This window comes from Rhizomicrobium electricum (genome assembly GCF_011762045.1).
Classification (GTDB): Bacteria; Pseudomonadota; Alphaproteobacteria; order Micropepsales; family Micropepsaceae; genus Rhizomicrobium; species Rhizomicrobium electricum.
Genome location: NZ_JAASQS010000001.1, coordinates 148134 through 163617, shown reverse-complemented (window position 1 = coordinate 163617; position 15484 = coordinate 148134). Strand labels below are relative to the sequence as shown.

The 15484-nt window shown below is 62.4% G+C and carries 11 protein-coding genes; 4 read left to right on the top strand and 7 right to left on the bottom strand.

What is annotated here, in order from left to right; genetic code table 11:
- Positions 1 to 17 precede the first annotated feature (17 nt).
- From FHS84_RS00810 to pflA, 3 genes are all read left to right on the top strand, one after another.
- Entirely contained in the window at positions 18 to 674 is a 657-nt protein-coding gene (locus tag FHS84_RS00810; RefSeq protein ID WP_166929292.1) for a class I SAM-dependent methyltransferase, read from the top strand.
- Positions 675 to 1208: 534 nt separating this feature from the next.
- Positions 1209 to 3479 (top strand): formate C-acetyltransferase, encoded by a 2271-nt coding sequence (pflB, locus tag FHS84_RS00805; protein WP_166929290.1) that lies wholly within the window; start codon positions 1209 to 1211, stop codon positions 3477 to 3479.
- A 28-nt stretch (positions 3480 to 3507) separates the two neighbouring features.
- Complete coding sequence (gene pflA / locus FHS84_RS00800) at positions 3508 to 4242, top strand: pyruvate formate-lyase-activating protein (RefSeq protein WP_166930114.1); 735 nt, start codon at positions 3508 to 3510, stop codon at positions 4240 to 4242.
- A 62-nt stretch (positions 4243 to 4304) separates the two neighbouring features.
- Here pflA and FHS84_RS00795 read toward each other — a convergent pair whose 3' ends face one another.
- From FHS84_RS00795 to FHS84_RS00765, 7 genes are all read right to left on the bottom strand, one after another.
- Positions 4305 to 4718, bottom strand: a complete 414-nt coding sequence (locus FHS84_RS00795) for a hypothetical protein (RefSeq protein WP_166929288.1) — start codon at positions 4716 to 4718, stop codon at positions 4305 to 4307.
- A 78-nt stretch (positions 4719 to 4796) separates the two neighbouring features.
- On the bottom strand, positions 4797 to 5684 hold the full coding sequence (locus FHS84_RS00790) for an alpha/beta hydrolase (protein WP_166929286.1): 888 nt from the start codon (positions 5682 to 5684) through the stop codon (positions 4797 to 4799).
- Between the two features lie 78 nt (positions 5685 to 5762).
- The gene (locus FHS84_RS00785; RefSeq protein WP_166929284.1) at positions 5763 to 6026 is read right to left on the bottom strand and encodes a hypothetical protein; all 264 of its coding nucleotides are present in this window, start codon (positions 6024 to 6026) and stop codon (positions 5763 to 5765) included.
- Positions 6027 to 6060: 34 nt separating this feature from the next.
- Positions 6061 to 6432, bottom strand: a complete 372-nt coding sequence (locus FHS84_RS00780) for a hypothetical protein (RefSeq protein WP_166929282.1) — start codon at positions 6430 to 6432, stop codon at positions 6061 to 6063.
- 11 nt (positions 6433 to 6443) lie between these two features.
- Positions 6444 to 7520: a LacI family DNA-binding transcriptional regulator gene (locus FHS84_RS00775; RefSeq protein WP_166929280.1), complete on the bottom strand. Its 1077-nt coding sequence runs from the start codon at positions 7518 to 7520 to the stop codon at positions 6444 to 6446.
- A 323-nt stretch (positions 7521 to 7843) separates the two neighbouring features.
- A complete protein-coding gene (locus tag FHS84_RS00770) occupies positions 7844 to 8467 on the bottom strand; it encodes an OmpW/AlkL family protein (RefSeq protein ID WP_166929278.1) in 624 nt (207 codons plus the stop codon).
- A 334-nt stretch (positions 8468 to 8801) separates the two neighbouring features.
- Positions 8802 to 11660, bottom strand: coding sequence for an Rne/Rng family ribonuclease (locus tag FHS84_RS00765; protein WP_166929276.1), 2859 nt, complete (start codon positions 11658 to 11660; stop codon positions 8802 to 8804).
- Positions 11661 to 12327: 667 nt separating this feature from the next.
- On the opposite strand from FHS84_RS00765, the gene FHS84_RS00760 reads away from it, so the two are divergent.
- Positions 12328 to 15363 (top strand): TonB-dependent receptor plug domain-containing protein, encoded by a 3036-nt coding sequence (locus tag FHS84_RS00760; RefSeq protein WP_166929274.1) that lies wholly within the window; start codon positions 12328 to 12330, stop codon positions 15361 to 15363.
- Positions 15364 to 15484 lie beyond the last annotated feature (121 nt).

Here is a 15484-nt window from a genome sequence, read left to right as displayed (position 1 = left end):
AGGGCACGGAGAAGCACATGAGCCTGGCGCCTGGAACACTGACGGCGATCAAGCGGATATCGACGTCGCTGCACAAAGCGGGCGGGACCTCGCCGCATGTGCTCGATGCGATCCTGCGCCATACCCAGGGCATGACGCTCAACCGGTCGATGGAGACCGGATCGGGCGCCACCACGCTGCTGCTTTCCCACCTCAGCCGCGACCACACCGTGTTCGCCATGGATGACGGCAACGGCAGCATCACCAATACGCAGAAAAACGAGCATTTCCGGGCAGATAGGGCGACGTTCGTGCTCGGGCCGACGCAAAAGACTCTGCCGGTCCATCCGTTCGCCGGGCCACTCGACTTTGCCCTTCTGGACGGGCCGCACGGCTATCCGTTCCCCGACCTGGAATATTATTACGTCTATCCCCACCTCGCTCCGGGCGCGTTACTGGTCATCGACGACATCCAAATCCGCTCCATTCACAACCTCTACGAGTTTTTGTGTGCCGACCGGATGTTCGAGAAGGTGGGGGTGACGCTGACCACCGCGTTCTTCCGCCGGACCGATGCTCCCGTCTTCGATCCGCTCGGCGATGGCTGGTGGGACCAGGGCTACAACAAGAAGACCCTCAAGCGGTATCTGCCTGGCCGGGTCCTCGGGCGACTCACCACTCTGCTTGGCCGCTGAATCGGGCGCCCCGGCCGCGTTCGTGATAGCGGTACCGGTAACCGGTGGCAAAGATTAGGACAGATGTCTTAAACTGCGCGTCTCCTGCGACACCGAGGCGGCTTGCCCGGCCGCGCGAGGAGGGCGCAGTTAAAAATGGTATTTGCTGTACATCATTCGGCGGAGCGGGAGGCGAGGCGGCTCACAGGCCTTGTTCGAATCTGTGTCGAGAGACTTCCCCGATGAAATACTCGTTCGAGTTGCCCGCACGTTGGGCAGATTGCCCGGACGGAAATGCGGGAATTTACGAATACGCACTCGTAACGAATACGGACATCATCGCTGGCATGATCGACGGACACGCGGATACTCAGGCGTCGTTGAGCGTAATGGGTCAAAAATGTGTCGGCCGCGCATCAATATGACGCTCTTAAAAGGCTTCCCTCGGGCATCTATTTGCCACACGAGGAGAGCACACGAAGTCGAATGAATGCGGACGTGTGGCATCGCTATCGCTGATTGGAAAAGGCGACCGATGCAATTCAACAAGGAGACATGAAAGTGGATCGCGTTGCAGCGCAAGTATCGGACAAGGACGTGAAGTACATCGGCCCGGCGTTCGCGGGTACCTCGTGGAAGCACGAGATCAACGTCCGCGAATTCATCCAGCTCAACGTTCATCCCTACACCGGCGATGAGGCCTTCCTGGCGCCTCCAACCGAGCGAACGCTGTCGTTGTGGAAAGAAGTCCGCAAGCTGATGGACGAAGAGCATGCCAAGGGCGGCACGCTCGACATGGACACCGACATCGTGTCGACCATCGTCAGCCATGCGCCGGGCTACATCGACAAGCCGCTCGAGCAGATCGTCGGCCTGCAGACCGACAAGCCGTTCAAGCGCGCGCTGATGCCGTTCGGCGGCATCAAGGTCGCCGAGCACGCCTGCGAAGCCTACGGCTACAAGGTATCGCCGGAAATCCATCAAGCCTTCACGCATTACCGCAAGACGCACAATGACGGCGTCTTCGACGTCTACACCAAGGCGATCCGCGATGCGCGCAAGTCGGGCATCATCACCGGCCTGCCGGACGGCTACGGCCGCGGCCGCATCATCGGCGACTATCGCCGCGTTGCGCTGTACGGCGTCGATTATCTGGTTCAGGAGCGCAAGGAGCAGGGCGCCGCGCTCGAACCCGTCATCAACGAAGATACCATCCGCCTGCGCGAGGAAATCTCCGAACAGATCCGCGCCCTCGGCCAGCTCAAGGAAATGGCCGCCAGCTACGGCTACGACATTTCCAAGCCCGCGATGAACGCCAAGGAAGCGATCCAGTGGACGTATTTCGGCTATCTCGCCGCGGTGAAGGAACAGAACGGCGCTGCGATGTCGATCGGCCGCGTGTCGTCCTTCCTCGACATCTACATCGAACGTGACCTCAAGTCCGGCCTCATCACCGAGACCGAAGCGCAGGAGCTGATCGACCATCTGGTCATGAAGCTGCGCATGGTCCGCTTCGCTCGTACGCCGGAATACAACGAGCTGTTCTCGGGCGATCCCACCTGGGTGACCGAAGTCCTCGGCGGCATGAGCCTGGACGGCCGCACGCTGGTGACCAAGACCACCTTCCGCTTCCTGCACACGCTGACCAACCTCGGCCCGGCGCCGGAGCCGAACCTGACGGTGTTGTGGTCGGTGAACCTGCCGCCGGCGTTCAAGAAGTATTGCGCCCACATGTCGATCACGACGAGCGCGATCCAGTACGAGAACGACGACCTGATGCGTCCGTATTGGGGTGACGACTACGGCATCGCCTGCTGCGTCTCCGCCATGCGCATCGGCAAGCAGATGCAGTTCTTCGGTGCCCGCGCCAACCTCGCCAAGACGCTGCTTTACGCGATCAACGGCGGCCGCGACGAGATCAGCGGCAAGCAGGTCGGTCCGGCGCTTGCTCCGATCACTTCGGACGTTCTGAACTACGATGAAGTCCTGGCGCGCCTCGACCAGATGATGGACTACCTTGCGTCCACCTACATGGATGCGCTGAACATCATCCACTACATGCACGACAAGTATTGCTACGAGCGCATCGAGATGGCGCTGCATGACCGCGATATCCTGCGCACGATGGCTTGCGGCATCGCCGGCCTGTCGATCGCGTGTGACTCGCTGTCGGCCATCAAGTACGCCAAGGTGCATGTGAAGCGCGACGAGCGCGGCCTGGCGGTCGGCTTCGACATCGAAGGCGAATATCCGGCCTACGGCAACAACGACGATCGCGTCGACTCGATCGCGGTCGATCTGGTCGAGCGCTTCATGCGCAAGCTGAAGACCCGCAAGACCTATCGCAACGCGGTGCCGACGCAGTCGGTGCTGACCATCACCTCGAACGTCGTCTACGGCAAGAAGACGGGCGACACCCCGGACGGTCGCAAGGCCGGCGAGCCGTTCGCACCGGGCGCCAACCCGATGCACGGCCGCGACAAGAAGGGCGCGCTCGCGTCGCTCTCCTCGGTCGCCAAGCTGCCCTACCAGCATTCGCAGGACGGCATCTCCAACACCTTCTCGATCATCCCCGGCGCGCTGGGCAAGACCAACCACGGGCGCAAGGACAATCTGGTGGGCCTGTTGGACGGCTACTTCATGAGCGGCGGCCACCATCTCAACGTCAACGTCTTCGATCGCGAGATGCTGATGGATGCGATGGACCATCCGGAGAAATATCCGCAGCTCACCATCCGCGTGTCTGGCTACGCCGTGAACTTCATCAAGTTGACGCGGGAACAACAACTGGACGTCATCCACCGGACGTTCCATCAGTGCGTCTGATTTGAGAGGTTAAAGCGTCGTGCATAGTATGAGTGTCAATGTCGAAGGTTACGTCCACTCCGTCGAAACCGGCGGGGCGGTAGACGGTCCGGGCCTCAGGTTCGTGGTGTTCCTGTCGGGATGCCATCTACGCTGCCTGTACTGCCACAACCCCGACACCTGGCACATGAAGGACGCCAAGAAGACGGGCGTGGCGCATCTCCTCAATGAGGTGCTGCTCTACGCCCACTACTTGAAGCGGACCGGCGGTGGCGTGACGTGCACGGGCGGCGAGCCGCTGGCGCAGCCGGACTTCGTCACCGCGTTCTTCCAGGGCTGCAAGGCCATGGGACTGCACACCGCGCTCGATACCAACGGCTTCCTCGGCGACCACGCCACCGATGCCTTGCTCGACGCCACCGATCTGGTGCTGCTCGACATCAAGGCGTGGGATCCGGGTGTCTACAAAAGCCTGACCGGTGCCGAACTCACGCCGACGCTGCGTTTTGCCGAGCGGCTGGCCGAGATCGGCAAGCCGACCTGGCTGCGTTACGTCCTGGTGCCGGGCTGGACCGACAATCTCGAACACGTCACCGAGTTGGCGGCTTATGCGGCCAAACTCAAGATGGAAAAGGTCGAGGTGCTGCCGTTCCACAAAATGGGCGAGCCGAAATGGGAAGCGCTGAAGCTGCCCTATCAGCTCAAGGACACCCAACCGCCGGCGCCCGAGCTGATCGCCCATGTGAAGGAGATTTTCGTCTCCCACGGGCTGAAGACGGTGTGAAGAATTCAAATTGGTAGTGTGGAAACGGCCGGGAGCGATCCCGGCCGTTTTCGTTTTGCGCGTTATGCAGTCCGCGTTTCGCCCCGCAGGCTGTTGAAGTAGGAAAACAGGAACAGCACGCTTAAAGTCACCGGCAACACGATGCCGAAAGCCGTGAACGGCTCCGCCACCAATCCGCCGGCATAGAGCAGGTAACGCATGCCGTTGAGTCCGACCACCACCGGGAAGGTGGTGATCACGAGGATGCCGCGCCGATCGAGCGGATTGCGGTCGGCCCAAACGAGCAGGGCGGTCCAGCCCGCCATGAACACGGCCGCGAAGCCCTGCGCATACCGGAACTCGACGCTGGCGTGGAAATTCGGGACGTGATTGAGCATGGCCCAGACCTCGGAATTGACCAGCGGAATGCAGGCGAGCGCATCGATGATTGCGCCGGTCCAGTAGGAAATGCGGAGCCAACGAATTTGGGAAGACATGAGGGGTTCCTTTTGGGTGCAGAAGTCCCGCCCCATTCCCGCGAGCGCGAATGGAGGTGGGAGGGTGGAGGGAAATCGCTAGTTCTGTTTCGCCAGCCAGCTCGCGAACAGCGTCGGCCAGATGCGGTCTTCGCCGATCGCATGCAGGCCGAATCCGTGATCGGCGCCTTTGATCAGATGGAATTCGCAGCGGCCTCCGGCTTTCGCAACCGCCGTCGCGATGCGGATGCCGTGTTCGGCGGAGACGTGACGATCGGAATCGCCGTGCACGACGAAGCATGGCGGTGTGTCGGCCGTGACCGCCGGTTCGAACGGGTATTTTGCGAGGTAGCGTACGGTCGGGCTGTCCGGCGGCGTGTGAACCAGGCCGAGATCCTCCTGTCGCGGCACATAGCCGTAAACCACCGCGAAGAAGTCGGGGCGTGCGCTCAACGCATCGCTGGCGTCGACCGGCGTATAAACCTGTCTGTCGTAATAGACCGCCGAAATCGCCGTCAGATTGCCGCCCGCTGAAAAGCCGAGGGTTCCTACGCGCCGCGCCTTATGCGCGGTCTGCGTCCGGACCAGACGGATGGCGCGCTGAATGTCCTGCACGATGACGTCCTCGCCGTTGGTATGTCCTTCGGAGGGCAGGCGGTACTTCAGCACGTAGGCATCGACGCCGAGCGTGGTCAGCCAGCGCGCGACCGCAACGCCTTCGGCATCGAAGACTTCCGCCCGGAAGCCGGAGCCGGGCGAAACGATGATGGCCGTGCCGTTCGGATGATCGGCATAGAACGGCGTCAGCGTCGGAGTGGCGATTTGCGAGACGGCGCGCTCGCCATTGGCATTGGTGACGACCAGTTCCGGCTTGAGTGCGTTTTCCGAGCCGGGCGCGATGCCGGGCCAAAGCGGCAGTGCCGGTTCGGCTGCGCCCGCAAGGCTCGCCGTCATGAAAAGCGCCGAGGTGGCGATCTTCCAGGTCATTGGGGGTCTCCATGGCGCGCAAAAAACCAGCCGCCGCGGCGCGCCGCACGGTGAAGCCGTTCCTATCGGTGGGGGTGGTCAGGAGCTTTTTTCGACCAGCTTGTGGCTGTCGGCGGCGGTGAGATCGAGGCCGTAAACGTCTTTCAGCTTGGCGATCTTCTCGACCATCTCAGGCGTGAAAGGGCACTTGCCCTCGAAGTTGTGGAGAGCGATCCCCTCGATGAGATCGCCCAGGGAGATATCCACGTGCTCGGCAATCGCCTTCAGCACTTTGAGGATACGCTTTTCGAGGCGGATGCCGGTCTGCACGCGCTCGACGACATTGGGTTTGGTGTCAGTCATGGTGACGAATTGGTACCATGGTACATTGGTACCGTCAAGTCACTGGGCGGGTTACCCGGACGCCGGTGAACAGGGCGATGTGCAGAACGCCGAGCACAGCGCAGGCCGCCGCGATTTTGACGTTCCCCGCCAGCCAGACGAATTCCTCGATCGCGCGGGTGATGTAGATCAGGGCCCCGAGCGCCAGCGTCGCCGCGCCAAGCCAGGTCCCCAGGACCTCCCGTCCGCGCACCAGCAGTGCGAACGCCAGGAAGGCCAGCACCATGGCGCCGCCGACATTGAAGCTCTGCATCATGCCGCGGAAGAGATCGGGCAGGGGCCAATGCGCGATCTGCAGTCCAAGGAACACATGGAACGCCACGAATGCGGCGTTCAACAATCCGGTAACGATCAGCAGCGCGCGCATGCTTGCTCCCTTCAACTCTTTTGCGCGTCGCGCGGAGGCGCCGCCGATTCACGTTCGACCAGCACGTGAGGAAAGACCGTGTTATGGCATTCGGACACGCGGCCCGCGCGCAGATCGTTCAGGGTCTGGGTCAAGCCTTCGACCGCAGTGGAAGCGATATCGAAGATCGGCTGGCGCACGGTGGTCAAGGCCGGCCACAGCGAACTCGCCGAGGTATCGTCGATGCCGACCACCGAAAGATCCTTGGGAACGTCGAGGCCCTTGCGGTGCGCCACACTCATCACGCCCGATGCCATGTCGTCGTTGGAGGCGAAGATCGCGGTCGGCAGCGTCTTGCCGGACAACAGCTCCTCGGCGGCCATCATGCCCGAGCGATAGCTGTAATAGCCTTGTGCCACGCGCGGCTTCTCGACCTTGGCACCGGCATCGCGGATGGCCGCTTCGAAGCCGGCGAATCTCAAACGGCTCGACGAATGCGAGGGATGGCCTTTGATGAAGCCGATGCGTTTATGCCCCAAGCCGATGAGATATTTCGTCATGTCGTAGCTGGCACGGAAATCGTCGATGCCGACGCAGGTGATGTCGCCGGTGAACGAGCCCGTGGCGATGCCGACGATGGCGATGCCGAGGCCCTTGAGTTCGGCGATCAACTCGGCGGACTCGCTCATCGGCGCCGTGAGGATCAGGCCGTTGATGCCGCCTTTGACCAGCGTATGCACGGCGGTGAGCGCGGCGGCGGGATCGCCGATCTTGCTTTTGTCGACCACGAGCTGGGCGCCGTTGTGGCCCGCCCCTTCCAGGGCTCCCATGAGGAACTCGGTGAAATAGGCTACCGACGGATTGTTATAGATCAGTCCGATGCGGATCTCGGTTGCGCCGGCCAAGCTTCGCGCCGCCTTGTTGGGGCGGAACTGCAGCTCGCGCATCGCCTTCTGCACCGCCGCGCGGGTCGCTTCCCGCACGTTGGATTCGCCGTTGACCACGCGGGAAACGGTCATGGGTGAAACGCCGACCCGGCGCGCCACATCGTAGATCGTTGCGGCGCTCGTCCGCTTTTTGCCGCTTCCGCGGGTCACCTTGTTCGCCATCCATACGCCCCCAGACTAGTCCGACATTTTCTTTTCTTGCGCGCGGGCAAGCAAGCCTGCCGTACACCGGATCGTGAATTGCGGCGTTTTAGCCAGCTCCCTGGGCCGCGGCTGCCGCATGCAAGCAAAACGGGAACGGTTCCCTTAACGGCCTGCGTTTCGATGTTCAACGATAGTGTGTGGGGAACGGCCGGAAATCACGTTGTCGCGATGACGCTCCTCAAGCAAAACCCGGTGCGGGGGGCTGCACCGGGTTTCGCCGGCCGGGTCTCTTTTCCGGCCTTGGAGCAAGGGCGGGCTCGCACTTGCTCCGTGTTCCTTGGTCAGAATCGGATGCCGATGCCGGCCCCGATCAGCCAAGGATTGACGTCCACGTCCGCGGCTGCGGCCGAGCCGGTGAACGAGGCATGGGTGGAGACGAATATCTTCTTCACATCCATATTGAGGAAATACTTGCCGTCTTCGCTCAGCGGAACGTCGAAACCGGCCTGCAAGGCGCCGCCCCACTGGTCGGTCATTTTGAGCTTGCCGAGGCCCGCGGCACCGCGCTTATCGTAGAACAGCGAGTAGTTGATGCCCGCACCGACATAGGGCTGCACCGGGCCGAGATCGAAATGGTACTGCACCGTCAGGGTCGGCGGCAGGATCCAGGCCGAGCCGATATAGACCGAGTTGTTGAGGTACAGGCTGTGCTTGGTGGTACCGGCGATCAGTTCCAGCGACCAGTGCGGATCGAGGAAATAGGTGATGTCCAGTTCCGGAATGACGGTGTCGGTGCCGGTCACGTGATAGGCTTGGCCGAGATTGACCTTCGAACCGAAGTCGGGAAGGACCTCTACCGCCCGCAGGCGTACCAGAACCGTGCCCGCCTCGTACGGCGCGGCGGAGGCAGTGGTGGCCGTTAACGCCAGAGCTGCCAGTCCCAAAACAAACGAACCAATGCGCATTTTTCTCTCCCTCTCAGCGCAAATCGATCCGTCCGGAATAACCCTACAGAAATTGTAATTACAATTATAGAGAGTCTAAGTCGCTTGCCAATGCGGGCAGCCGCAAGCGCCAGGGAAGTGTGGCGGGGGCGGGCTATGGTGTTGGTTTTACAGCGCTTCTAAATTCTAAACTGATGCGGCAAGTGCTTGGTAGCGCTAAAACAATTGTGCGCATCTGCCGCAGCTTTGGAGACGTTCCAATTCCGGCCGATGGGGCGGAGCCGCCGGCGCTTGCGTCCAACCAAAGCAAAACCCGGCGCGGGTGAGGCGCCGGGCTGCTTCAAGATTGGATCGGTTACTCGGTGCGGAACGTCCGCTGCCACCAGCCCTTCTTGGGCGGTCCCGCCGGCGCTGCCGGTTCGGGGGCCGGCTCGGCAGGCTTGGCCGCAGCCGGCTCGGGCGCAGGCTTGGCAGGTTTGGTCGCAGCCGGTTCGGGCTGTGTATCGGCTACCGGTTCCGGCGTTTCGACCGGTTTGGCCGGTTCGACGGGAGCCGGTTCGACCGGTGCCGTCTCCGTCATGGCCGGAGCAGGTGAGACGACCGGCTTCGGCGGTTCCGCTGGCGTCGTATCGAGCTCGGATTCGAGCGTCCATACCGGCGTCGAAGCGGCATTCGGGATGACCCCGCGCGGCTCGTCGGTCGGTGTGGTGTCGATCTCGTCGACGTTGCCGAAGCGGTCCTCGTAGTAGCGGAACGACGTCTGCAGCGGAGCCGGGGCCTCCACCGGCGGCACAGGCACATCGGCCAGCGGTGCAGGTGCATCGGCCGCCAGCGGTTCGGCAGTGTTCTCGCGCGGCTCGCCGTTGTTGAAATCGCGATCGCGTCCGCCGCGGCGGCCACGACGGCGACGGCGACGGCGGCGTCCGCCTTCGCCCTGACCATCGCCTTGGCTTTCGCCCGGCTGGCGTTCGCCCTGCGGAGCTTCCGCTCCCGCTTCCGGGGCACCTTCGCTGTCGCCGTCGCGGTCTTCACCTTCGGCGGCGGGACTCGCTTCGACGGCCGGTTGCGGCGCGCCATTCTGCTGGCTGAAATCGCCGGTATCGCGATCGCGGCCACGTCCGCCACGGCGGCGGCGGCGGCGGCGGCGACGGCCACCGTCACGGCCTTCACCTTCGCCTTCACGCTGATCGCGGTTTTCACCCGAAGCGGCCTCGGCGGTGTCGCTGCCGGCTTCGACGGCGGTTTCTTCCTCGGCTTCGGCTTCTTCCGGCTCAGGTTCCGGCGGCGGCTCGAGAGCGGCAAGCTTCGGACGCGTGGAAGGATCGCGCTGGCCGATGCGGTCGATCTCGAAATCACCGGCCTTGAGATTTTCCTTGGGCTCGAAGGCGACGGTCACGTCGTATTCGTTTTCGAGGCGGGCGAGTTCGGCGCGCTTCTGATTCAGCGTGTAGAAGCCGACGTCGGCGGCGACATGCACGATCATGCTGTCGCAACGCTGCTTCTGGGCTTCCTCTTCGAGACCGCGCAGCACGCGCAGGGCGGTGGATTCCACCGAACGCACGATGCCCTGGCCGCCGCAATGGGGACAGGGGACGGTCGAACCGGCGATGACGCCCGCGCGCAAACGCTGGCGCGACATCTCCATCAGGCCGAACTGGCTGATCTTGCCGATCTGGATGCGGGCGCGGTCGTTTTTCACCGCATTGTGGAGGCGCTTCTCGACCGCGCGGTCGTTGCGGCTGTCCTCCATGTCGATGAAGTCGATCACGATCAGGCCCGCGAGATCGCGCAGGCGGAGCTGGCGGCCGATTTCGTCGGCGGCTTCGAGATTGGTCTTGGTCGCGGTGTCTTCGATATTGTGTTCGCGCGTCGCCCGGCCCGAGTTCACGTCGATGGCGACGAGCGCTTCGGTCTGGTTGATGACGATGTAGCCGCCGGACTTGAGCGTCACGGTCTGCGAGAACATCGCATCGAGCTGGGCTTCGATGTGATGGCGCTGGAAGAGGGGGACCGGCTCTTTGTACGGCTTCACGTTCTTGGCATGCGACGGCATCAGCATGCGCATGAAGTCTTTGGCGTTGCGATAGCCTTCTTCGCCCTCGACGACGACCTCGGTCACGTCCTTATTGTAGAGATCGCGGATGACGCGTTTGACGAGATCGCCTTCCTCGTAGACGCAGGCGGGCGCGTTCGATTTCAGCGTCAGTTCGCGGATCGTGTCCCACAGCCGCAAGAGATATTCGTAGTCGCGCTTGATCTCGAGCTTGGTGCGGTTTTCGCCGGCGGTGCGGATGATGAGGCCCATGCCTTCCGGCAGATCGAGGGCCTGCGCCGCCGCCTTGAGGCGCTTGCGGTCGGTGGCGTTGGTGATCTTGCGGGAGATGCCGCCGCCGCGCGGGGTGTTGGGCATCAGCACGCAATAACGGCCGGCGAGCGACAGATAGGTGGTGAGGGCCGCGCCCTTGTTGCCGCGCTCTTCCTTGACCACCTGCACCAGGATGATTTGGCGGCGCTTGATGACTTCCTGAATCTTGTAGTGACGGCGGCGCATCCAGCGCTGGCTGGGACGCTTGGCTTCGAGCGCCTGCGCATCGGTCTTCGGGGCGGACTTTTCTTCGCCTTCCGGAACGGGCTCGGCTTCGACCGCTTCGGCGGAAGCGGGTTCGCCTTCGGCCGTCTCGGCGTCCGTTTCGGCCTCGCGTTCGGTCGTCTCGGCTTCGGCTTCTTCCGCCGCAGCTTCCGCTTCCGCGGCTTGTTCTTCGGTCTCGGTTTCGGCTTCCGCCGTGATTTCGTCGCGGGGCTCGGCGGCGTCTTCGCTGCCGTTCTCTTCGCCGGCCTCGGCCTCTTCGGCGTCCTGCTTCCTGCCGCGCTTCTTCTTGGCCGACATATCGAACGACTCGATGTCGTCTTCGGAGCGCGAGCGGGCTTCCTGCTCCTGTTCGGCGAGCAGGGCCTGCCGGTCGGCGACCGGGATTTGATAGTAGTCGGGATGGATTTCCGAGAAGGCCAGGAAGCCCTGGCGGTTGCCGCCGTATTCCACGAACGCCGCCTGCAGCGACGGCTCCACGCGCGTTACTTTGGCGAGATAGATATTGCCTTTCAGGGGCCGCTTGGAGGCGGCTTCGAAATCGAATTCTTCAACCCGTTGTCCGTCAAGAACGACGACCCGCGTCTCTTCCGGGTGGCTTGCATCGATTAGCATACGTTTGGGCATCGAAATCTCCAGGCGGCGCATCCGTTCGGGCCGGACGCAATGCGTCAGCCTGCCGGGGCCACCTTGTTTGGGATGTAGATAGATGTGACTCGCATGCACCCCCCTGCGGCAGTGCCACAGGCCGAATGGTGAGGGTGGTCGCGGAGTCGTTCATTCGTTCACTTGCACACGCGAGCGGCTGGATGCCGCCCTGCTCATTGCTGCCTGACGGCCCGCTAGGGCCAAGTCTTTGGGTCTCCCCCTGGAAACCCGCGTCCGCCGCCCCCGAGGAGCGCAGCGCCGAAGCAGCTGAAGGTGTTGTACGGACCTCGCCGGGGTACAGCAAGAGGAGGTCGAGGTCGGAATCGCACCTTTCAACCTCAGTCTCGCGCCAGTTTGGTTAACAATGGTTTAGCGGCGATGCTGCCGGGAAGCCTCTACCGACACCCCATAGCCTGGAAAAAGACGCGATTCAGTCGCAAATGGCAATTCCTACACTGTTGAGGAAACACATTTTTTGTGAAAATTTGGTCATTTATAATGAGAGTGTGTCTTAACTGAGCTAGTCCAAAATTTCTCCAAGCCCTAAACGCGAGAAATGGTGGTCGCGCGGCCTTTGAGCGGACGCGCTGGCCTGAGGGCCGGACAAGTCCGGCCGGTATCCGCGTTTCGAGCAGGGGTTTCTTGCATGACCAAGTCGTATCGCTTGTTGAAATCATCGGTTGCCGCCGGTGCTCTTCTTGCGCTGGGAACCGGGGCGCTGGCCCAGCAATCGGGCAGTGCGACCGAGACGGTGGTGGTAACGGGCACCCGTATACAGCGCGCCGAATTCGATACACCCAATCCGGTCCAGATGGTCGGCAGCCAGGATCTGGCAAATGTCGGCGCGACCAACATCGCGAATTACCTGGTCAAGATTCCGGCCCTCCAATCGTCGCTGGGTAATTACGACACCAGCGGCTACGGCACGCCGGCGTCCAACAACGGCTCCTCGCTCGCCGGTCTGAACCTGCTCGACCTGCGCGGCCTCGGCTACGGACGTACCCTGGTGCTGGTTGATGGCAAGCGCCACGTTTCGCAGTCGACCGGCGAAGCCGCCGTCGATACCAACACGATCCCGCTCTCGCTGGTCGATCGCGTTGAAGTCGCCACCGGCGGCGCGTCGGCCATCTACGGCGCCGACGGCGTGTCGGGCGTCGTGAACTTCATCATGAAGCGCAATCTGGAAGGCCTGCACGCAAAGGCCCAAGGCGGTCTTTCGCAGGATGGCGGCGGCAATACGCTGCTGACCTCGCTCGCCTACGGCTACAATACCGATGACGGCAAGGGTAACGTCTCCGCCGCGCTCGAATTCTCCGAAGAAGGCCGCCTCAATTATATGGACCGCTCGTTCACGCGGCCCGGCGGCATCATTCGTTTCGTGAAGAATCTCGATGGCTCGACCCCGCAGCGGGTGCCGACCTATCAGCACCAGTACATCTTTTCCGGTCCTGGCGGCGTCGTCTTCTCCGATGCCTACAATCTGTTCGCGAGCCAGGCGTTTCCGGATTTCAATGGTGACGGCACGCCGTATGTTCCTGGGCGCTGGCTGAACGACTTCGAACAGATCGGCGGCTCGGGGCAGCCGTCGGCCAACGTGACCTCGGGCGATTTTCTTCCCGTTCAGTCGCGCAAGATCGCGCAGGTCGACGGGCATTACGATTTCGGCGATGCGCTCAAGGTCAGCGCCGAATTCAAATACGCCAAGGTGACCTCGGATTCGATGTCGACCCCGCCGTGGGACGACTACACGGTGATTCAGGCCGACAACGCCTTCCTCACCCCGGCCATGAGCACGGCGATTACCAACGGGGAGGCCGGTTACGGTCTGTTCGGCACCGACTATCTCGGACTTCGTCGCCGCGAGCGGGTGACCCGCGATACCTTCCGCACCTCGCTCGACGTGACGGGCGACATTTCCGGCATCGCCGGCGGCTTCGTCAAAGATCTCGTCTACGATATCTCCTATGTCTGGGGTCAGACCGAAGTCGATGACGGCGACATGGGCATCCGCGTCGAAGACCGGTTCTTCGCCTCGATGGATTCGGTGAAGGATTCCAGCGGCAAGGCGGTCTGCCGTTCGAATTTGAATCCCGGCGCAGTGCCGGCCACGCTGCTCGATCTGTTCGGGGCGGACATCTTCTCCGATACCACGCCGCTGGCGACGAGCGATTTCGGCAAGTCGTTCACGCCCGGTCCCAATTCGGGCTGCATCGCCTACGATCCGTTCCATCCGTTCAGCGCCCAGTCGCTGGCGGCGAAGAAGTTCATGACGACCGACCTGCATACGACGGGCCTCATCCAGCAGCAGGTTATTTCGGGCACGCTGGCCGGCAACTTCCCGCAGGCCGAAGCGATCTTCGACGGGCCGCTCAGCGTCGTGATCGGCGGCGAATACCGTTTTGAGGCGAGCACCTCCAAGGGCGATCCCGCCTGGTATCCGGGCTACACCTTCGACAATCAGCCGGAAGCCACCAAGGGTTCGTTCAATGTCGGCGAAGCCTTCGCGGAAGTCTCGCTGCCTGTGTTGAAGAACAAGCCGTTCGCCCAGGAACTCACGATCGACGGCGCCGTGCGCTATTCGTCCTACTCGACGGCGGGCACGACCACGACCTGGAAATTCGGCGGCGTCTGGGCACCGTTTGAATGGCTGCGCCTGCGCGGCACCGATGCCTATGCGGTTCGCGCGCCGAATGTTGGCGAATTGTATGCGCCGCAGCAGACCCTCTATTCGTCTGTCAACGACCCCTGCGACAAGAACTTCGTCAATGCGGGTACCGGCTTCCGCGCCGCCAATTGCCAGGCGATTTTCTCGGCGTTGGGGCTGCCTTACAATCCGTTGGACCCGCCGGACCTGGCGACTTCGGGCACCATCAAAACGTTCATTTCGGGTAACACCGATCTGAAGCCGGAAAGCGCCCGCACGCTCACCTTGGGTTTCGTGGTGCAGCCGATTCCCAATCTGACCTTCTCGGCCGACTGGTATCGCGTCATCATCACCAACGCGATCACGGCGCCGGATGCGCAGCAGATCGTCGACAAGTGCGTCGACCTTTCCTCGATCAGCAACGCGTTCTGCGGCCTCATCACCCGCGATCCAAGTTCCGCCAACGACGGCAAGATCACGCTGATCAGCGAAAAGCAGATCAACGTGGCCTCGTATGAGACGGCGGGCGTCGATTTCGATCTGGCCTATCACTTCGATCCGAGGGACTTCGGCGTCGAAGCCGACTACGGCCAGTTCGATATGCACCTGCTGGGCAACTATCTGAACTCGCTGTACCTGACGCCGCTGCCGGGCGAAAAGCCGGAATATCAGGTTGCCGAAAGCGGTTCGCCGAAGTGGCAGACCACCTTCTCGCTGACCTGGACCTACGGCGATTTGGACGTCACCTACGATTGGGACTGGGCGTCGCGCACGCTGCGCTATACCCACATCGTCATGGCGGCTGCGCCCGATCGCGTGGCGCCGGAATATATCTACGCGCCGTCGAAGAACGTCTCCAGCATCCAAGTCGGCTATCGCTTCGACGAGGAATACCGGGCCTATTTCGGCGTGAACAACCTGTTCTACCAAAAGCCCGGTCCCGGCTACACCGGCTACCCGGTCGAGCCGCTCGGGCGGTTCTTCTATTTCGGCCTCACGATCGACACCAAGGGCGGTCTGCCCCGGATGCCGATCTGACGGGCGGGATTGCGTATTTGTCGAAGATGGCGGGTCCTCGCGGGCCCGCCATTTTGCTTTTGGGACCGTGCTAACGAGCCGGAAATGGTTTATGTCCATTATCCACGTCCGAGGGCAAAAA